This is a genomic window from Gilliamella sp. N-G2, assembly GCF_002142215.1.
Taxonomy (GTDB): Bacteria; Pseudomonadota; Gammaproteobacteria; order Enterobacterales; family Orbaceae; genus Gilliamella.
In genome coordinates this window covers 52,914-71,604 of sequence record NZ_NAST01000004.1, presented here as the reverse complement: position 1 = coordinate 71,604, position 18,691 = coordinate 52,914, and the positions used below count along the sequence as shown (strand labels likewise).

The following is an 18,691-nucleotide window of genomic DNA, read 5'->3' as shown; positions in this document are numbered from 1 at the left end:
TAATAGGGTTAAATCAATGAATACGAAGTTTAAGTTGGCTACACATGTCTTAAATACAAGTATTTTATTATCATTATCTGGTTTAGCTATGGCGGCTGATGATAAAAATACTGATACTATGGTGGTGACAGCATCAGGATTTTCACAACAAATTAAAGAGGCTCCAGCGACAATTTCGGTGATCACTCCGGAAGAAATTAGTAAAAAACCTTATCGTGATGTTACCGATGCCCTTAAAGATATTCCTGGTGTTACTGTATCTGGAGGTGGTGATGGTCAAGATATTAGCATTCGTGGAATGGATGCAAAATATACTTTATTAATGATTGATGGTAAAAAAGTTAGTACTCGTGAAACTAGGCCGAACGGTGATAATTCTGGCTTTGAACAAGGTTGGTTACCTCCGCTAACAGCTATTGAACGTATTGAAGTTATTCGTGGGCCGATGTCCTCATTATATGGCTCTGATGCTATGGGGGGGGTAGTTAATATTATTACTAAAAAGGTCTCAAATAATTGGCATAGTGGATTAAGAGTCGAATCAATAATGCCTTATCGTTCAGATGAAAAAAATACCTATGTAGGCAGTTTTTCAACGATGGGACCGATTATTGATGATATTCTAGGTATTCAATTATATGGTCAATATTCTAATCGCCATGAAGATAAATTTTTAAATGGTCATGCAGGCCAAAAATTGCGAAGTTTAAACGGTAAATTATCTTTAAATGTAACTGAAACACAAAATTTTGATCTAGATTTTGGTAAATCATTACAAAATAGTAAGGCCACTCCAAATAAAACTAGAACAAAAAAACAAGGTGATTTTTTAAGAGATAATCATCGAAATTCATTTGCTTTAACGCATAATGGCTTATTTGGTGATGTATCGACGACATCATTTGTTGCTTATGAAGAAAATAATAACCCTAAAAGAAAAATGAAAATTCGTAATACCGATGTGGATTCTCGTATTACGATCCCTTTTAGCATTAATATGTTAACGGTAGGGGGGAAATATAATTATCAAGAGCTACACGATAAAGGCAATCAACTTGATAAAACTATAACAAAAATTGATCGTTGGAATTATGCACTGTTTGCTGAAGATGAGATTAGAATCTTTGATAACTGGAGTATAACAGCTGGTTTACGTTATAACAAAGATGAAAACTATGGTAACAACTGGAATCCAAGAATCTATAGTGTCTGGAATATTGATGATAACTTTACTTTAAAAGGCGGTTATTCAACAGGTTATGCTACACCGCAATTACGTTATGTTGTGACGGATTGGGGACAAGTAACTGGAGGAAGTGAGTATGATGGAGTTATTCTTGGTAATCCAGATTTAAAACCAGAAAAATCTGATAATTTTGAGATAGGTATTGGTTATACCAATGATTATGGTATTGATGCTTCAGCGACAGCATTTTATACCAAATATAAGGATAAAATTGAGTCAACTTATATTTGTAGTGGCGATCCGAGATCAAAATCATGTTTATTAGAAAGTTATAATAAGAGATTTGATTTTATTAAAGAGCGGGATAATGTTGATAAAGCGGAATTAAAAGGTTTTGAATTGTCATTTAAAACACCATTATTTACTGATTTCTTGTTAAGTTCTAACTATTCTTGGACTAAAACTGAACAAAAATCTGGTGAAAACAAAGGTAGAGCTCTAAATCGTACACCTAAACAAAAATTCAATACTCAGCTTGATTGGAATCTAACTCAACAATTAGATTTATGGATGAAAATGGCATATTACGGACAAGAACATGCGACTAAAAGAGTAAAACAAGGAAGAGAAACTATAGTTAAATACGTAACTTATGCCGGTTATACATTTTGGGATGTAGGTACTTCTTTCCAAATAAATAAAAATGCTAAAATTTATGGTGGGATTTATAACTTATTTGATAAAGATGTTTCTAATGATGACTTCGGTAAAACGTTAGAAGGTCGTCGCTATTTTGTTGGTACTGAAATTAACTTCTAATTAATTTAATTAATAATAACACTATTATAACCATTGAGTGGCTATTAATATAGCCACTTTTTTAACACTGAAAATTAGCTGCGAAAGGATATCATAGTTTGTTTGTAATGATAATTTAAGAAAGGATTTTAAATTAATTTATGTACAAATTTGGCTGTAAAATTATATTTATTGTTATATTGTTTTTAACGTACTCACCTGTATATGCTAGTAATATTGTACTAGTTAATCTATCAAGATCTAAATTTGCCTTTGACTCGTACGCAGCAATATTTGTCGTAGTTTTGTTTTTTGTTTTATGGCAAGTGTTTAAAATATGGTCAACATGGAAGGTTAAGCAATGGGAAAAAAAAGAACAGCTAAAGAAGCTGCAGAAGAAAGCTGAAAGAGATCAGTTATTTGCTGAGTCAAGAGCAAGAATGCGCTTAAAAAAACAATTAACTAAACAAAAAACACGGAAGAAAAAAACAATAGAAAAGTAATATCAGTTCTTAATCGGTATTTAATTCGTTCAGCTAATTTTTTAATGATAAAAACTTTAAGGAAAGGGGGGTTTTTTAGCTTAATATAAATTGAAATTTCCTCATTATTATCATAAATAACCAATCATTTATATTTGTTCCATTCTTATCAAACTTAATAAAATATCATATTTTATCTTATTGAATTATTTATTGGTCTTAATCCATGGCATGCTAGACGATTTTGTAATATATTATCTATCTATCATAACGCTCAAGAAGTTACTACAGTGTTGAAAGGTAAACTTGATGGTTTTATTTGAAGATAAACAAGAGTCGGAATTACTTACAGAAATTGCAGTTGCATACTATGAGTATGAACAAACACAAGAAGAAATCGCTCAGCGATTTGGTCTTTCACGCATTAAAGTTGGTCGTTTGCTAAAAAAAGCTAGGGCAGAAGGAATCGTTGAAATAAGTGTTAAATATCATCCCGTATTTAGTTCTCAAATCGAACAGCAATTTGTTAATCATTTTGGTATAAAACGAGCATTAATTGCTTTGGATCATCAAGACGAAGAGGAGCAACGTAGACAAGTTGCCGCACTGGTATCGAATTACCTCTCTAGTACTTTAAAAAATGGTATGACTGTTGCTGTGGGGCAAGGACGTAATGTTGCTGCTATTGCTAGTCATATTGGTGTTTTTCCTGAAAAACAGTGTAAATTTATTTGTGGTATAGGTGGTACTCAACGTGTTGGTGAAATTATTGATGCAGACCATATTAGCCGAAGTTTAGCAAGAAAATTTAGTGCAAGTAGTGAAACTTTGTATGCACCAGCTTATGTGGAAAATAGTGAGCTTAAACGTGCGTTTATTCAAAATCGGGTTATTAAAGATACATTAGAAAGAGCGGCTAAAGCTGATATTGCTTTAGTTGGAATTGGTGATATGAATGAAAACTGTTATATGGTGCAATTGGGATGGTTTACTCCGCAAGAAGTTACCTATGCAACATTAAACCAAGGTGTGATTGGTGATATTGCCGGATATGGATTTTTTGATATAAATGGCAATCCAATCGATACAACCATGAATGATCGAGTTATCGGCTTAAGTATTGACGAATTACGTAATATTCCTTGTGTTATTGCTATTGCTTCGGAAAATAGTAAAGCAACGGCAATTTTAGGTGCGCTACGTTCAGGGGTGATTGATATCATTGCGACAAGTGCATCAAACGCAAGAACTATATTAAGTTTACAACAAAACAAAATTTAATTTAGCCAATAAGTTATTTGTAAATACATCACAAATAGCTTTCAATTATTTAAATCACATTAATTTATTTATAATAATCGTTTAATAATTCTATCCACTCTAATGCGACTTAAACGTTTTATTAATTTATGTACATGTTTTGGATAGAATTGGCTAGCTTGAATTTGTTGGAAATGGGTAACTATTGTCGTTTTTTCACGAATAGTTGTGAGTTCTTGTTTTATCTGTTGTTGTAATTCATGTTTAGGATCATGTACAAGTATGGCATTTTCCAGATCTAAATGCCAAGCTCTTGGATTAAGGTTATTACCAGTGACCATCATCCACTCATCATCAACCCAAATACCTTTTAAATGATAAGTTTGATCTTCATCTTTCCATAACCTAATTGTCAACAGTTGTTTGTCTATATAGTTTTGTAAACGTTCAACAAAACGCCTTAAATTAATTTCATACAAATAGGGTAATCCACCCGAGATATTAAAAGGTTGGTCTTCAGGAATATAAAAGTCATTAGCTACTTTATCACCAATAATGATTTCAACTTGTTTACCTTTTCTTAAGAGGCGAATAATATCACGCACTAATATATTAGGTAGATTAAAATAAGGAGTACAAAATGTGATTTTTTGTTCCGTGATATTTATTAAATGGTGAATAATCTTATTGAGTTGGTTATTACGTCCTAAACCGACTATTGGAGAAATGGATAGTTTATTGTTATCTGTATTTGCCACATATTGGTAACTTGCATCGGTTAGATGTTGTCGTAATGCTTTAATTTCCTGTTTGATTTCTTTTCGTGTTTTATGTTTATTAACGTCTAAGCGTTGCACCCCCTCAAGTGGAAGAAAATTGTCATTAACATAATTCACCATAGTATCAGCTAAAACTTCATTAGTGATAAAATGATATCGATCATAACGATATTTATCAAGTTTATGTAAATAAACATTATTAATACTAGCACCACTATAAATTACTATATCGTCAATTATGAATCCTTTTAAGTGTAGTACTCCAAGTACTTCTCGTCGATTAACTGGTACACCATAAATAGGGATATTGACATTTGAATGTTGTTGTTTCAAATCATAATAATATTGTGCATTGGTTTGTGCTTTATCTTCACCTATTCGCCCGCGCTGAGCTCGATGCCAATCAACAAAAATCTTGATATCTAAATTGGGGCGTGCTGCTTTGGCTTGGTAAAGCGCATCAAGCACTTCACGACCTCCTTCATCTTTTTCTAAATAAAGTGCAACAATATAGATGCGATGCTTAGCCTTTTTGATATGCTCAAGCAATGCATTTCTATAAGATTTAGGATCGTATACAATTTGGTATTCTTCAGCTTTTTGCTGAAGTTTAGCTAATTCATTTAGATGTTTTTGATGGTTATATTTTATAAATGGTATTCGCATGATTTAAATATCATTAAAACTGACACAAAGTATAGAATATCATAAATTATGTCAGAACATAACACTCCTATTTTTCATAGGTTAGCTTATGTTTAGATTAATCTATTTTTATTCAAACAATTAATCGTATATTTAAGATTGTTCATTAACCCAAGTTTGAATGATTTTATAGCTTAATGCTAGTACGACAGGACCAATAAATAATCCCATAAGACCAAAAGAAAGAATACCTCCAATTACTCCAAATAGAATAAGTAAGAAAGGTAGATCTGCCCCTTTTTTAATTAAATATGCTCTCATTACGCTATCAAGCGTTGTCAATATGATAGCAACAACAATTAATACAATACCCGATATAATATGACCATACCAAAATTGCCAAATTATACAGCCTAACATTACAATAACCGGCCCAATTTGAGCAACACAGCTGATAAATAATATTAACGTTAAAATGCCAGGAAATGGCATTTTGGTAAAGATAAAACTTATTCCCCCAATTAATGCTAATGTAATAGCTGTTACAACTACCCCTAATGCCACCGCACGTATTGATTGACCTGCTAATGTTACGGTAGTTGTTCCATATTTTTTAGATAAACGATTCGCTAAAACATAAACATATTTAGTGATAGTTTCACCTTTAAGAAATAGTAATAGACTAAAAATAATCATGACACAGGCATGAAAAATGAAAACCCCAATATTAGTTACTTGCTCTAGAAGCCAACCAATCATTGTGCCAATATAAGGTTGTATATCTGATATTAATTGTGAACCATCTGTTTTAATTATTTCAAGCCATTTTTGATGAAGTTCTTCACCAAACATTGGAATATTTATTAACCAGTCAAGAGTGGGTAATTCTCTATGAGAAAGTGTCCTAACCCATTCTATGAGGTAATGCCCATTTTGAGCCACACTACTAATGATAAGAATAAAAGGAATAACACAAACAAATGCCAGTATTAATGCCATGATTAAGAGTGATAGCCATCGTTTATTAAACAGTTTTTGTTGGATTTTTATCATTAATGGCCAAGTAGCAATAACTACCATCACAGCCCAAAAAAAGCCAAACAAAAATACTTCAATTACCCGATAAGTTACTATTATTAGTAAACCTATTAATAATAAGTTTAGAATTAGTTTTAGTAAGTCATCAGTTTTTTTTTCTGCTGGCATTTTTACCTCAAATTCTTTAATCTAAATAATGTTATTATACGCATTATATTCTAAAAATCATACGTTGATGTATTAAGTTATACAATTTTACTGGAGAAATAAAAATGAAAAAATTAATGTTATTAGCATTGATGGGGGTAGCATTATCAGCTTGTGCAAATACGCAAAAAGCTCCACAAGTTGTACAAAAACTAAATGAAATTGCTCCATATCCCGATGCAAAAACAGGCTCTACTCGTTATGTCATTCATCTACCAAACTTAAAAGATGAAGCTAACGCTAAAGTAGAGATACTAATTGGTAAAGAGATGAATGTGGATTGTAATACTCGTAGTTTAGGTGGAATTGTTAAAGAACAAGAGCTTAAAGGTTGGGGTTACTCATACTATGTAGTTGAAGAAGCTAAAGGTAGCATCTCTACTATGATGGCTTGTCCTGAAAGTACTAATGAGAATAAATTTGTTACAATCAATCATAATTTAGGTTTATTAAATTATAACAGTCGTTTACCATTAGTATTTTATGTTCCAAAAGATGTGACTGTTAAATATCGTATATGGCAACCGGAAGCAAAAGTTTTGCAAGCTAACGCCGAATAAAAAAAGTAAATTAATTGTTAATAGCTCGCTAATAAAGGGTTGATTGATTAAAATCTAGTCACTCAATCCTTAATCTTTGAATATTTGATTTTTTAAGTAGACATCTGTAAAAAAAAAGGTATTTTATCCCACGTAATGCAAGGTTAGCTCTACTTGTTCATTAATTATATTAATGACTTGTGATTGCCTGATTACCTCGGTTTCGCCATATTATTAAATCAATAATAATGGTAAAATTTGGGGGTCCGTTGTATTTCACAATGGGCTTGTGTCTAACATGTAATATCCCTAACTAGAGGAGAAGTGGTGAGCATGTTTACTCAACGTAAAACAATTCTTTCAATCATCGCTGGTGTATCACTAGCACTATCTCAATCTGCTATAGCAAAAGACCGTGTCGTGCATTTTTATAATTGGGCAGGTCAAATTGGTAATAGTACAATCTCTGATTTTGAAAAATCAACTGGTATCAAACTAGTTTATGATGTGTATGATTCCAATGAAGCGCTTGAAGGTAAACTAATGGCCGGTCATTCAGGTTTCGATGTGGTTTCTCCTTCTGACAGTTTTTTAGCTAGACAGATCAAAGCTGATATCTATCTACCATTAGATAAGAGTAAATTGCCTAATTGGAATAACCTTGATCCTAATTTAATGAAGTTAATGGCTAACCATGATCCCGATAATAAGTATGCAATCCCATATGTATGGATGACTACGGGAATTGGTTATAACATTGATAAAGTTAAAGAACGTCTTGGTGAAAATGCCCCAGTTGATAGTTGGGATTTAGTTTTTAAACCTGAAAATATGGAAAAACTTAAAGATTGTGGTGTGGCATTCTTAGATGCACCAACTGAAATCTTTGCTAGTGCGCTTAAATATTTAGGTAAAGATCCAAACAGTACTGATGCTAAAGATTATACAGAAGCTGCTTATGGTGTATTGGCAAACGTCAGACCTAATATTCGTTATTTCCATTCATCTCAATATATTACTGACTTAGCAAATGGCGATATTTGTGTGATTTTAGGTTGGGCTGGCGATATTTTACAAGCACGCGACAGAGCTAACGAAGCTAATAATGGTGTGCATATTAATTATAACATCCCGAAAGAAGGTGCATTGGTTTTCTTTGATACTCTTGCTATTCCAAAAGATGCAGCTAATCCTGATGAAGCACATGAATTTTTAAACTTCATTTTGAAGCCAGAAATTGCAGCTCAGGTGACTAATGATGTTAACTTTGCTAGTCCAAATAAAGTTGCTAATGATAAGTTTGTTAAACCTGAAGTGAGAAACGATCCAGCGGTTTATCCAAAACCAGAAGTAATGGCAAATTTATTCACTTTAACGGTGAAAGAGCCTAAACTTGAACGTGTGATTACTCGCACATGGACAAAACTGAAAACGGGTAAATAACCGTTTGAAAATGTCAATTAATTGACTTATATATTCTAGACGGGGAGATTTAAAATCTTTCCGTCTTGTTTTTTTTGGCTTGTTGTTATGAGGAAAAAAGCGTGAACGATAAAACAACAAATCAGGTACAGCCTAAAAAAAAGATGATAACTCCATTATTGGAGATCAAAAATTTAACCAAAGTTTTTAATGATGATTATTATGCCGTTGATGATGTCAATTTAACCATTTATACCGGAGAGATTTTTGCCTTATTAGGTGCTTCTGGTAGTGGTAAATCAACATTATTACGGATGCTTGCCGGTTTTGAACAACCGACTTCTGGACAAATTATTTTAGATGGGAAAGATTTATCACAAGTACCACCTTATAATCGTCCAATTAATATGATGTTTCAATCGTATGCTCTTTTTCCTCACATGACGGTTGAGCAAAATATTGCCTTTGGTTTAAAACAAGATAAATTAGATAAAAATGAAATTAAACATAGAGTTGAAGAGATGTTGGCACTTGTGCATATGGAACAGTTTGGCAAACGTAAACCTCATCAACTTTCAGGAGGTCAAAGACAACGTGTCGCTTTAGCCAGAAGCTTAGCGAAAAGACCAAAATTACTATTGTTAGACGAACCAATGGGCGCATTGGACAAACAACTTCGTGATCGAATGCAACTTGAAGTCGTTAGCATTCTAGAACAGGTAGGGGCAACCTGCGTAATGGTTACTCATGATCAAGAAGAAGCGATGACTATGGCTGGCCGTATTGCGATTATGAATAAAGGCCAATTTGTGCAGATAGGTGAGCCTGAAGAGATTTATGAACATCCAAATAGCCGTTATAGTGCTGAATTTATTGGTTCCGTAAATGTTTTTGACGGCATTTTACAAGAGACCTTAGAAGATGGATTAATTATCAGTTGTCCGATGATTAAACATCCATTAAAAGTCGATTACGATTCACCGGCGGTTGAAGGCGTACCAATTCAAGTCGCATTAAGACCGGAAAAAATTAAACTTTGTGATGAAATTCCTGCTAATGGTTACAATGTTGCAACGGGTGAAGTAGTTGAAATTGCTTATTTAGGTGATCTGTCGATTTACCATGTTAAATTACAAAGTGGACAGATTATTATTGCTCAACTGCAAAACGAACACCGTTATCGTAAAGGAATGCCAACTTGGGGTGATATTGTCAACTTAAGTTGGGAAATTGATAGCTGTGTTGTGCTGACAGAATAAACACAAGAGGATAAATTGATGCGATCCATTTTATGGGGTTTGTTGTTAAATGCCTTAGTGTTACTTGGTGTTTATTTACGTTTTGTAACAATCAATGCATTTGACAGTCTGTTTTTAGATGCGTTATTTACGTCAATGGTATTAAGTTTATTAGTATCATGTGTCGGCGCATATTTGGCACATTATAAACCATCTAAATTTGCTTATCGGTTGATTATAGCCGGCAGTATTTTATATATACCTGCTGGATTAGGTTTAATTGCGATCTATTATGCTTACCGTAAGTTACGACTACAACGTGATGATTCTGATTTGATGACACTCTATGGTCGTCTATTAGTTATAGCTATTCCATATTGTTGGATGTTATTGCTATTTTTATTACCGTTTTTGATTGTATTTCGAATCAGTTTTTCCGAAGTGGCTACAGCCGTTCCACCTTATACTGAACTGTTTAGTTATGAAGATGGCCTAGTAAATATTGTTTTAAACTTTGGTAATTATTTTAATTTACTCGAAGATACTATTTATTTAGATTCTTATTTACAATCATTAAAAGTTGCTGCAATTTCCACATTGTTATGTATTTTAATCGGTTACCCTTTAGCTTGGGCTATTTCACAATGTAAACCGTCAACCAGAAATATTTTATTGCTATTAATTATTTTGCCATCATGGACTTCGTTTCTAATTCGGGTTTATGCATGGATTGGGATTTTAAATCCTAATGGTCTATTAAATAATTTCTTAATGTGGTTAGGGGTTATAGATCAGCCATTAATCATAATGAAAACCTATCTGGCGGTTTATATCGGTATTGTCTATTCTTATTTACCATTTGTGGTATTACCAATTTATACCTCATTAAGTAAAGTAGATACAACACTGATTGAAGCTGCATTAGATCTTGGTTGTAAACCAATTAAAACCTTCTTCAAGATTATTGTACCGTTAACCAAAAATGGTGTTATTGCCGGAGGTATGTTGGTATTCATTCCTGCGGTAGGTGAATATGTTATCCCAGAATTACTAGGACCATCCGATGGTCTAATGATTGGTACACAGCTATGGACTGAATTCTTCAATAATCACGATTGGCCAGCCGCGTCAGCAGTGGCAACAGTGATGTTATTGATATTAATTGTACCTATCTACTACTTTAATAAGTTCCAGAACCGAGAAATGGGAGGTAAATAAATGAATAATTTACCATTAGTCATGCGATCAGCATTGATTGTTTTTATTGCTGCATTATTCGGTTCAATAGTGTTATCGGTTTTGATCTCTGCATCAGGATTTGCGCTATTAGGTAGTGCTAGCTTATATGTCGGATGCTTGCTATTTAGCCTTATCTTAACAACAATTGTAACAATTGCGTTATTAGTGAGATGTTTAAAAGGATTAATTCTCTTAGTAGTATTTTCTTTTTTATATATTCCTATGATTATTCTAATTGTTTATTCATTCAATAGTTCAAGGCTAGTAACGGTTTGGGCAGACTTTTCAACCAAATGGTATGTTGAATTAATACATAATGAAACTTTACTCAAAGCAGTAGGATTAAGTTTAACTATTGCAGCAGGTGCTGCTTCATTAGCGATTGTACTAGGTACTTTAGCCGCTTTTACTATCATTCGATTTAGACGATTTCGAGGCTCTAATCTGTTCTCGTTCATGACTACGGCACCGTTAGTTATGCCTGATGTCATTACTGGTTTAGCCTTGTTATTGCTATTTGTCGGAATGGGACAAGCGCTTGGTTGGCCAAAAGAACGTGGCGCAATGACCATTTGGATGGCTCACGCAACTTTTTGTACTGCGTATGTCACGGTTGTTATCAGTGCCAGATTGCGAGAGTTAGACAAGTCAATCGAAGAAGCGGCTTTAGATCTCGGTGCTAACCCATTAAAAGTTTTTTTCATAATTACTTTACCAATGATTGCACCTGCACTGGTTTCTGGTTGGTTATTGGCATTTACTTTATCACTTGATGATGTGGTGATTGCTAATTTTGTTACTGGGCCGGGGGCAATGACATTACCAAAACTGGTGTTTTCTAAAGTTCGTTTAGGTGTCGATCCACAAGTTAATGCCTTAGCGACAATTATTTTAATAATTGTGGGTATCATCGGTTTTATTTCATGGCTTTGGATGCGTCGCGCCGAAAAACGACATTTAAGAGAAATTCGCATGCGATAATCTAACTATTAATTATTGCCGCTTGTTGCGGCAATTTTTTTATCCTTAAAAAATATACGTGTTTTTTTTAGACATTTTATATTATAGTGTGCGAAGTCAGATTACTGACAAAATTCTCAGGGCGGGGCGCAATTCCCCACCGGTGGTATAGCCCACGAGCGCTTAGTAAAATTCTATTTTATTAAGGACAGCAGATTTGGTGAGATTCCAAAGCCGACAGTTAAAGTCTGGATGAAAGAGAGTAGCTTATCTTTTCTATATTTGCGCTGTAGCAAAATCACTATGGTCAAGCACTTGCCCTGATTCTGGTATTTAATATATTTAATGCTTAATAAATTTAATTTAGTTAATTAAGAATAAATATATTTAGTTTAATAAAACAGGATAGGTATCTACCATGAATCAGTTTAATTTAAATGAATTCGGAACTCCAATTGAGCGTGTAAAAAGAGCAATCGCGTCAATTAAAGCTGGATCTGGCGTATTAGTTTTAGATGATGAAGATCGTGAAAACGAAGGAGATATTATTTGGGCAGCCGAAACAATCACAACAGAGCAAATGGCACTAACTATTCGATATGGTAGTGGTATCGTTTGTTTATGTATGCCGCAATCCTATTGTGATAAATTGGAACTACCAATGATGGTTGCCAATAATACGAGTAAAAACCATACCGCTTTTACCATTACTATTGAAGCGGCAAAAGGTGTTACCACCGGAGTGTCAGCAGCGGATAGGGTCACTACAGTAAAAGCAGCGGTCGCCGACGATGCTAAACCAAGTGATTTAAATCATCCTGGACATGTCTTTCCATTAGTTGCCAAAGAGGGTGGGGTATTAACCCGTCGGGGACACACCGAAGCCTCTGTTGATTTAGTGGCATTAGCGGGCTATAAACCAGCAGCAGTGATATGTGAATTAACGAATGATGATGGTTCAATGGCTAGAGCGCCACAAGTTGTTGCGTTTGCTAAACAGCATCAGCTACCGGTAGTCACAATTGAAGATATAGTGGCTTATCGTAAATTATTATAATGTTTTTAATAATCCGCCGAAATATTCGGCGGATTTATTGCTTAACCTAAAACTTTAAAAGCACAAGTTTTAGTAATTTTTACTCCATTTTCTAATGCAGATATATCAAAAGTCATATCAGGATGATGAAGACCGGGTGTTAAATCGACACCTAATCCCCAAAAACCAGATTTTACATCTCTTTCACGCGGATAATTAAAGAAGTCTTCGCCACCTGGTGTAAAAATCGGTTCTTTCAATCCCTCTTTGCCAAGTACATCGATAATAGATTCAGCAATAATTTGCGTGACTTCATCATCAATTTCCGCAGCAGGGATTTCCTTCGATACTTTGATATCAGCTTTAGCACCGATAGATGCCACACTTAATTCAATCGCTTTAAGCGTTTTGGCTTTTAATTCATCCATAGCTGGGTTGGTTGGTGCACGTAAATCCCAACAAACATAAGCCTCGGACGGAATAGCATTGGTTACACCGGCATCACAAATACAACGAGTTGCTTTGACGCTATAAGTTAAACTTGGTGCTAGATGAATGGTATTCACGGCTTGAATCGCCATAGTTGCGGCATCTAAAGCGTTTACACCCAAATGTGGTCTCGCTCCATGTGCGGGAACACCATGAATATTGACTTCAACTGTGGTTGAAGCCGAATAGAACATAGCGGCAGATGCAAAACCTTTAGGGCATTCTTCTTTAGGTCGAACATGTAAACCAATAATCATATCAACATCGTCAATTGCACCACCCTCAATCATAGCTAATGCACCAGAACCTAGCTCTTCAGCTGGTTGGAAGATCAGCTTTAGTTTGCCTTTTTTGATATTCCCTTCTTTAATAAGCTCTTGTGCTGCGGTCAATAACATTGATGAATGGCCATCGTGACCACACGTGTGTCTGGCGCAATGTTGACCATCAATAATATGTCCTAAAGCGTCCATATCTGCACGTAATGCCAGTACGGGGCCTGATTTACCACTATCATATTCAGCCACAATTCCGGTAGTATTATTTATATTACGCGTGACTTTATAACCGGCTTCTTCCAGTTTAGTGGCTATATAGTTGGATGTTTTAACTTCTTCAAATCCAAGTTCAGGAATTTGATGTAAATAGTGGTAGTGTTCGAGTACGTTCGACATAGATATCTCCTTTATCACACAATAAATCGCATAATGATCATAGCTATTAATGCATTAACAATACTATTAACCATTAATAGTGGCCAATATTTTTTAGGCACATCAGCAACCCCTAGTAGGCGCCCCATATATTGTAATTGTGAACCCATTAAGAAAATAGCTGGTGCTAAAATTGTGATATCCATACCACTAAGAGTGCCAGTACTAATTAAATTTACTGCAACCCCCGTTCCTGCCGAGGCTGATAACCAAGCTGTTAATAAAACGGTAATTGCTTCACCCGGTAAACCAAATAGTCCCATGACCGGGGCAAATACTTCACCAATTAATTGCATTAAGCCAAGTCTTTTTAATATTTCGGTAATAACAAATGCCATAATGATATTAGGCATTAAATTGTTAATCGCAATATTAAAGCCTTTACGCGCACCAATGACAAAAATGTCTAATGGATTGTTAGTCTGTTTTTGATTGCTTGAATTACTCATTGATAAAATCCTTTTTATAAACTGAATTTAAAACAAGGCGGACTAAAATTGCACCGACAAATTTCAATACAATCATAATGACGAGTGGCGTAAATATTGCGACAGACATTGAAGCGAATAGTGCTGAACCAATCGAAAAATAGTTATTTATTAACCCGGCTCCAGAATATTGCCATGCGCTAATGATGACCAGATCTTTTTTAGTGATCTGCTTCTCATCATATAATTCCTTGGTTAATACCGCGCCAGCATCAGTACTCTGTAAATCCGTAATTAACGCTAAACCCGTTTTACCCGGAACGCCTAAGATAGGTTTAAGTAGTGGAGTTAATAATTTATGAGCAGCACGGATCGTACCATAATGGGTAAAAATTTCTAAAACGCCTAATGCTAGCATAACGGTTGGGATTAATGACAGAGCGAAAATAAAACCGGCTCTGGCGCTAATTCCACCCTCACCAACGAAGGTATTTTTCTCTGGATGGAGCATTGTGCCAAATTTACCACTTAAACTGGTAAAATCAAATGCCCCCAACCAAGCCTTTCCATCTACATTATAAAATAGTCCGGAAAAAAACAGTATGGCCACAATAAGTGATACATAAGCTTTTATGCCGACTTTAAATTCATCGTCCGATTTTTTTGACATTGTCTATTCCTTTTGATTTATCTGACTTATCCTTTAATAAAAGTATTAAATAAGTTGTGTTTAAAGTACTTGAATTATTTTTCTTTCGAAAAGAATTAAAGCACTAAGTGAAGTATTCTATATTGATTTAATTGAAAAAAAACCCCTTTCAGCAAATTTTTTACAATTCAAATTGCCTATATTTATTAATTCATATTAATAATGAAGCTAAATAAGGCTAAACTATCGTTGGTATTAAAGGCGGAATCAACCCAATAATAGCTGATCATGTTGGATAAGAAATATGGGTTAAAGCACTATTATTCTTTCTATTTTTTTTGATATTTGAGAAAGTTATTTAAAAGCATGCAATTAACAACAACTCTGGACTTGCCATTTTGCAACCGTCATTATAAAATTGTAGATATATAGCAAGAAATAGTAATAAAAATATCAATAATCTGTTTCCGAATTATCGATATTTTATATAAAGTTGAATTGTTTCTCTGCATAAACATCATAATCTTTAGGTGGCAAACCTTCTAGTTTGCGAACCGTCTTTTGTTTTCATTAAGCACATTAATGAAAAGACAAAATTAAGCAATATAAATTAGAAATAAAAAAATAATGAGGTCATTATGTACAGCAGGAATAAAGAGTGGGCATTTGTTGTTCTCACCTGCTTTTTTGAATTGTGTTGGGTATTTGGTTTTACTACTGCAAATCAGTGGTGGCATTGGGTTATTGTTATACTCATAATCGTAATTGACTTTACGTTTTTAACTAATGCATGTAAAACCATTCCAACTGGTACTGTGTATGCAATATTTTCTGGCGTTGGAGCCATTGGTTCATTAGTTATTGATATGGTTGTATTTGGTAAAGAAATCAAACCTATTGAAATATTTTTTGTTGCTTTAATTATTATTGGTGTTGTGCAACTTAAACGAGCAGATAGCTAATTAACTCAAATTTGGATTAAGATATGGGATGGTTATTTATTTTAATAGCTGCAATTTTTGAAGTTGTTGGCGCTATTGGTCTTAAACTTTATTCTCAGCAAAAAAGCTTGTTTCGCTTAATGCTATATTGGGGTGGATTTTTCGTTTCGTTCACACTGTTTTATTTTTCACTTCAATATTTAGATTTAAGTATCGTTTACCCTGTTTGGGTAGGACTTGGTACTTCCGGCGCCGTATTAGCTAATATGTTTATATTTAATGAGCCCAAAAATTGCACGCGAATATTTGGTCTAAGTGTTATTGTTATTGGTATTGTCGGTTTGCATGTTACTATGTAGCAAGAAAAGCGTGTTGAATTTAGTTATTATATTAATTTCAAACTAGAAGATATTGCATTACTCTATAAAGTTATATAGAATAATGCGAATTTCCAGTGGGTTGTTAGCTCAGTCGGTAGAGCAGTTGACTCTTAATCAATTGGTCGCGGGTTCGATCCCCTCACAACCCACCATATAAAATAATTAAAATCAATAACTTACCTGTTATTTTTCTTTCTTGCTAATTTTCCAAATACACATAGTGGCGGTAAAATGGCGGTTGATTTTAAGCGAATGGTTAACTTTTATATTCTATCTAGTGCATCACTTATGCCCGATTTTTGTGCGTGGTGATTTCAACCAAATTTGATTTTTTTTTATAATTTCCCGTTGCCTTTCTAATTCATAAGTAGCTCTTTGACCCCGATCGGTTTTTCTGGCTTTTTCAATCGCACCTTCAAGATGCTCATGCGTAACAATCCCATCTTCAATTAATTTATTCATTTTAGCTCGATGTATCTCTCTATATTTAACTCCAGCTAACGGAGTTTGTGCAGGTAAATCATGTTTAATTCTATAATCTATAGAATCTATTTGATGAATTCTGTTTAAATGAACGGGTAAAAACGGGTACCATTTTCCGCACTCTAAACATTGAATTAAATCATATTTGATATATTCATCAACATCAGTAAGAGAGGTTATTTTTTTATTAAAAAAAGATTTTGCCAGCAAAGGTTTTACATTGTTATCATCAAGCGTGCGAATTTTGCTATATATCGCATTGTATGATCTACGTGGCAATAATTTCATCAAATCTGCAATAGGCAAATGACAATTTAACGTTAAAATTTCGACATCTTCATTAGACCAATTTTTCATTTTTTTATTCGTTCAACTGTAGCCAATAATTGCATATAGTTAGCCGATTTCACTTTGTCGGCTAGTGATTTAGCTATTTCATTGCCTGCTAAATATTCATCACTATCAATGATTTCAGAATATAAATTATCAATTAATACAGGATCAATAAATGTTCCGTTTAAGATCGAATTTAATAAATGAATTTCATCAATAGATAACTCTAATGATTGCGTTCTAATAATATATTCGTATCTATCCCATATTTGATTTAAACGAGCTGTAACCCCATTTTGATTGCTATTTAAATCATTTCGCAACTGTGGCGATGGTGTAAAACTTGGGTTTCTTGATATTTGTTTCATATGTCACCTAAAAAGCCCTTCGGGCTTTTTTATTCAATTTCAATATTAAGAGCTTTGCATTGCTCAACTGTTAATACAATACCGCTAGCGTGCTCATATCTAGTTGATAATGCGCTATTGACTGGATAAACACCATCAACATTCAATCTGGTAACTCTATCACCATCATTGATGAATAGAATGTCAACATTTCCATCATTATTTACTCTTCCAAAAACTTCATTTAAGTTAGTCATTTTCTTTCTCCTTCGCCTCTCTCGATTCGATTCGGCTCTCTAAGTTAGTGTTGTTTGTTTCTATGCGATTATAGTATTACATTTGTCATACAAGGTAAAGGGTTATTTTTAACATTTTGTGCTATTTTGTTTAATTATGTTTGAAGCGGTAAATATGTGACTCTATTAAAAAGTCGGGCGCATCACAGTCTGCGGCTAATAGATGAATTATGATTGTTTCGGGTTCTTTCCGCTGCCTATTTTTATCTCTTACAAAAATAATGCGGTTTTGTGTATATATTCAAATAAAACATATATTTGAAATAAAAAACTTAAAAAATCTATTGAAAATAAAATAACTAATAAATATACTGTATAAAACAACAGTAATAGAGGTGGCGAATGGATGAATTAACAATAAATGATATTAAAATAGAACGCGCAGAATTTGTCAGTAGATTAATGATTGATGCGGATTTGTCGGAACGAGACTTAAAAATAGGTTTGTGCTTACTGCATGAAATATTATTAAGGTCGATGAATACTCAGAAAGCGAATGCAGAAAGCGAATGCTGAAGGTAGCGGGGCATAGCCCCGTTTTATGCGGCATGATGTTTTGATGATAACGGGATATTAACTGTTGGATCTGGCATAGCGCTTGGAACTATTGTTAGTGAAACTGATTGCAATACAACAAATGAATGACAACAGTAAACATTAGTACATTGTCGATATTGCTTGCGCGTAATAGGGCTGATTTCTTCGCTAGTTCGAATTGTGGTTTTTGATTTGCAGTGCGGACATTTCATTGATTTTACACCTCTTTAGCTGTTGAACTAAATTAAACAGGATTTTAACATAAT

Annotated in this window: 20 protein-coding genes, 1 tRNA gene, 1 pseudogene and 1 riboswitch; of the genes and pseudogenes, 13 read left to right on the top strand and 9 right to left on the bottom strand. The window is 33.9% G+C overall.

What is annotated here, in order from left to right; translation table 11 throughout:
• Positions 1–16: 16 nt before the first annotated feature.
• The 3 genes from B6C99_RS03330 (at position 17) to B6C99_RS03320 (ending at position 3,747) form a co-directional block, all read left to right on the top strand.
• Positions 17–2,005 carry a TonB-dependent receptor domain-containing protein gene (locus B6C99_RS03330; RefSeq protein WP_086358523.1) on the top strand — a complete coding sequence of 663 codons (1,989 nt, stop codon included), beginning with the start codon at positions 17–19 and terminating at the stop codon, positions 2,003–2,005.
• 140 nt (positions 2,006–2,145) lie between these two features.
• Complete coding sequence (locus B6C99_RS03325) at positions 2,146–2,487, top strand: hypothetical protein (RefSeq protein ID WP_086358522.1); 342 nt, start codon at positions 2,146–2,148, stop codon at positions 2,485–2,487.
• Positions 2,488–2,775: 288 nt separating this feature from the next.
• Positions 2,776–3,747, top strand: coding sequence for a sugar-binding transcriptional regulator (locus B6C99_RS03320; protein ID WP_086358521.1), 972 nt, complete (start codon positions 2,776–2,778; stop codon positions 3,745–3,747).
• A 68-nt stretch (positions 3,748–3,815) separates the two neighbouring features.
• Here the strand turns inward: B6C99_RS03320 and pssA are convergent, their stop codons facing one another.
• Both pssA and ydiK read right to left on the bottom strand, forming a co-directional pair.
• A complete protein-coding gene (gene pssA / locus B6C99_RS03315; protein ID WP_086358520.1) occupies positions 3,816–5,171 on the bottom strand; it encodes a CDP-diacylglycerol--serine O-phosphatidyltransferase in 1,356 nt (451 codons plus the stop codon).
• A 132-nt stretch (positions 5,172–5,303) separates the two neighbouring features.
• Positions 5,304–6,356, bottom strand: coding sequence for an AI-2E family transporter YdiK (gene ydiK, locus B6C99_RS03310; protein WP_086358519.1), 1,053 nt, complete (start codon positions 6,354–6,356; stop codon positions 5,304–5,306).
• Positions 6,357–6,460: 104 nt separating this feature from the next.
• On the opposite strand from ydiK, the gene eco reads away from it, so the two are divergent.
• The 6 genes and pseudogenes from eco (at position 6,461) to ribB (ending at position 12,850) form a co-directional block, all read left to right on the top strand.
• Positions 6,461–6,955: a serine protease inhibitor ecotin gene (gene eco / locus B6C99_RS03305; RefSeq protein WP_086358518.1), complete on the top strand. Its 495-nt coding sequence runs from the start codon at positions 6,461–6,463 to the stop codon at positions 6,953–6,955.
• Positions 6,956–7,267: 312 nt separating this feature from the next.
• Positions 7,268–8,377: an extracellular solute-binding protein gene (locus B6C99_RS03300; RefSeq protein ID WP_086358517.1), complete on the top strand. Its 1,110-nt coding sequence runs from the start codon at positions 7,268–7,270 to the stop codon at positions 8,375–8,377.
• Between the two features lie 101 nt (positions 8,378–8,478).
• Positions 8,479–9,615: a putrescine ABC transporter ATP-binding subunit PotG gene (gene potG / locus B6C99_RS03295; RefSeq protein ID WP_216819367.1), complete on the top strand. Its 1,137-nt coding sequence runs from the start codon at positions 8,479–8,481 to the stop codon at positions 9,613–9,615.
• A gap of 324 nt (positions 9,616–9,939) precedes the next feature.
• Positions 9,940–10,812, top strand: a pseudogene (gene potH, locus B6C99_RS03290) (putrescine ABC transporter permease PotH); the annotation flags it as partial.
• Between the two features lie 243 nt (positions 10,813–11,055).
• On the top strand, positions 11,056–11,814 hold the full coding sequence (locus tag B6C99_RS03285; RefSeq protein WP_086358579.1) for an ABC transporter permease subunit: 759 nt from the start codon (positions 11,056–11,058) through the stop codon (positions 11,812–11,814).
• Between the two features lie 108 nt (positions 11,815–11,922).
• Positions 11,923–12,061: riboswitch (FMN riboswitch) on the top strand.
• A 150-nt stretch (positions 12,062–12,211) separates the two neighbouring features.
• Positions 12,212–12,850 carry a 3,4-dihydroxy-2-butanone-4-phosphate synthase gene (gene ribB / locus B6C99_RS03280; protein WP_086358516.1) on the top strand — a complete coding sequence of 213 codons (639 nt, stop codon included), beginning with the start codon at positions 12,212–12,214 and terminating at the stop codon, positions 12,848–12,850.
• Positions 12,851–12,891: 41 nt separating this feature from the next.
• On the opposite strand, the gene B6C99_RS03275 is transcribed toward ribB, so the two are convergent.
• Genes B6C99_RS03275 through B6C99_RS03265 form a run of 3 tightly spaced genes read right to left on the bottom strand, consistent with a single transcriptional unit; the run spans position 12,892 to position 15,129 of the window.
• On the bottom strand, positions 12,892–13,992 hold the full coding sequence (locus B6C99_RS03275; protein ID WP_086358515.1) for a M20 peptidase aminoacylase family protein: 1,101 nt from the start codon (positions 13,990–13,992) through the stop codon (positions 12,892–12,894).
• 14 nt (positions 13,993–14,006) lie between these two features.
• Positions 14,007–14,480, bottom strand: coding sequence for a YjiG family protein (locus B6C99_RS03270; RefSeq protein ID WP_086358514.1), 474 nt, complete (start codon positions 14,478–14,480; stop codon positions 14,007–14,009).
• Positions 14,473–15,129 (bottom strand): nucleoside recognition domain-containing protein, encoded by a 657-nt coding sequence (locus B6C99_RS03265; protein ID WP_086358513.1) that lies wholly within the window; start codon positions 15,127–15,129, stop codon positions 14,473–14,475. Before B6C99_RS03265 ends, B6C99_RS03270 begins: the two co-directional genes overlap by 8 nt.
• Positions 15,130–15,746: 617 nt before the next feature.
• Here B6C99_RS03265 and B6C99_RS03260 point away from each other — a divergent pair.
• The 3 genes from B6C99_RS03260 to B6C99_RS03250 all read left to right on the top strand — a co-directional run bounded on the left by B6C99_RS03260 (position 15,747) and on the right by B6C99_RS03250 (position 16,581).
• Complete coding sequence (locus tag B6C99_RS03260; RefSeq protein WP_086358512.1) at positions 15,747–16,070, top strand: multidrug efflux SMR transporter; 324 nt, start codon at positions 15,747–15,749, stop codon at positions 16,068–16,070.
• A gap of 23 nt (positions 16,071–16,093) precedes the next feature.
• Entirely contained in the window at positions 16,094–16,408 is a 315-nt protein-coding gene (locus B6C99_RS03255; protein WP_086358511.1) for a multidrug efflux SMR transporter, read from the top strand.
• Positions 16,409–16,505: 97 nt separating this feature from the next.
• Positions 16,506–16,581, top strand: a tRNA-Lys gene (locus tag B6C99_RS03250).
• Between the two features lie 130 nt (positions 16,582–16,711).
• On the opposite strand, the gene B6C99_RS03245 is transcribed toward B6C99_RS03250, so the two are convergent.
• The 3 genes from B6C99_RS03245 to B6C99_RS03235 are packed head-to-tail and all read right to left on the bottom strand — an operon-like array spanning position 16,712 to position 17,849.
• Positions 16,712–17,269 (bottom strand): MucR family transcriptional regulator, encoded by a 558-nt coding sequence (locus B6C99_RS03245; protein WP_086358510.1) that lies wholly within the window; start codon positions 17,267–17,269, stop codon positions 16,712–16,714.
• Positions 17,266–17,613, bottom strand: coding sequence for a hypothetical protein (locus B6C99_RS03240; protein WP_086358509.1), 348 nt, complete (start codon positions 17,611–17,613; stop codon positions 17,266–17,268). Before B6C99_RS03240 ends, B6C99_RS03245 begins: the two co-directional genes overlap by 4 nt.
• 29 nt (positions 17,614–17,642) lie before the next feature.
• Entirely contained in the window at positions 17,643–17,849 is a 207-nt protein-coding gene (locus tag B6C99_RS03235; RefSeq protein WP_086358508.1) for a hypothetical protein, read from the bottom strand.
• A 381-nt stretch (positions 17,850–18,230) separates the two neighbouring features.
• On the opposite strand from B6C99_RS03235, the gene B6C99_RS13165 reads away from it, so the two are divergent.
• Positions 18,231–18,404, top strand: a complete 174-nt coding sequence (locus B6C99_RS13165) for a hypothetical protein (protein WP_158092430.1) — start codon at positions 18,231–18,233, stop codon at positions 18,402–18,404.
• Positions 18,405–18,427: 23 nt separating this feature from the next.
• Here the strand turns inward: B6C99_RS13165 and B6C99_RS03230 are convergent, their stop codons facing one another.
• Complete coding sequence (locus B6C99_RS03230; RefSeq protein WP_086358507.1) at positions 18,428–18,637, bottom strand: ogr/Delta-like zinc finger family protein; 210 nt, start codon at positions 18,635–18,637, stop codon at positions 18,428–18,430.
• Between the last annotated feature and the right edge of the window lie 54 nt (positions 18,638–18,691).

Bases quoted from the DNA above. Each gene is read 5' to 3' on its own strand.
- B6C99_RS03330 (WP_086358523.1), top strand. From the start codon at position 17: ATGAATACGAAGTTTAAGTTGGCTACACATGTCTTAAATACAAGTATT.
- B6C99_RS03325 (WP_086358522.1), top strand. From the start codon at position 2,146: ATGTACAAATTTGGCTGTAAAATTATATTTATTGTTATATTGTTTTTA.
- B6C99_RS03320 (WP_086358521.1), top strand. From the start codon at position 2,776: ATGGTTTTATTTGAAGATAAACAAGAGTCGGAATTACTTACAGAAATT.
- pssA (WP_086358520.1), bottom strand. From the start codon at position 5,171: ATGCGAATACCATTTATAAAATATAACCATCAAAAACATCTAAATGAA.
- ydiK (WP_086358519.1), bottom strand. From the start codon at position 6,356: ATGCCAGCAGAAAAAAAAACTGATGACTTACTAAAACTAATTCTAAAC.
- eco (WP_086358518.1), top strand. From the start codon at position 6,461: ATGAAAAAATTAATGTTATTAGCATTGATGGGGGTAGCATTATCAGCT.
- B6C99_RS03300 (WP_086358517.1), top strand. From the start codon at position 7,268: ATGTTTACTCAACGTAAAACAATTCTTTCAATCATCGCTGGTGTATCA.
- B6C99_RS03285 (WP_086358579.1), top strand. From the start codon at position 11,056: ATGATTATTCTAATTGTTTATTCATTCAATAGTTCAAGGCTAGTAACG.
- ribB (WP_086358516.1), top strand. From the start codon at position 12,212: ATGAATCAGTTTAATTTAAATGAATTCGGAACTCCAATTGAGCGTGTA.
- B6C99_RS03275 (WP_086358515.1), bottom strand. From the start codon at position 13,992: ATGTCGAACGTACTCGAACACTACCACTATTTACATCAAATTCCTGAA.
- B6C99_RS03270 (WP_086358514.1), bottom strand. From the start codon at position 14,480: ATGAGTAATTCAAGCAATCAAAAACAGACTAACAATCCATTAGACATT.
- B6C99_RS03265 (WP_086358513.1), bottom strand. From the start codon at position 15,129: ATGTCAAAAAAATCGGACGATGAATTTAAAGTCGGCATAAAAGCTTAT.
- B6C99_RS03260 (WP_086358512.1), top strand. From the start codon at position 15,747: ATGTACAGCAGGAATAAAGAGTGGGCATTTGTTGTTCTCACCTGCTTT.
- B6C99_RS03255 (WP_086358511.1), top strand. From the start codon at position 16,094: ATGGGATGGTTATTTATTTTAATAGCTGCAATTTTTGAAGTTGTTGGC.
- B6C99_RS03245 (WP_086358510.1), bottom strand. From the start codon at position 17,269: ATGAAAAATTGGTCTAATGAAGATGTCGAAATTTTAACGTTAAATTGT.
- B6C99_RS03240 (WP_086358509.1), bottom strand. From the start codon at position 17,613: ATGAAACAAATATCAAGAAACCCAAGTTTTACACCATCGCCACAGTTG.
- B6C99_RS03235 (WP_086358508.1), bottom strand. From the start codon at position 17,849: ATGACTAACTTAAATGAAGTTTTTGGAAGAGTAAATAATGATGGAAAT.
- B6C99_RS13165 (WP_158092430.1), top strand. From the start codon at position 18,231: ATGGATGAATTAACAATAAATGATATTAAAATAGAACGCGCAGAATTT.
- B6C99_RS03230 (WP_086358507.1), bottom strand. From the start codon at position 18,637: ATGAAATGTCCGCACTGCAAATCAAAAACCACAATTCGAACTAGCGAA.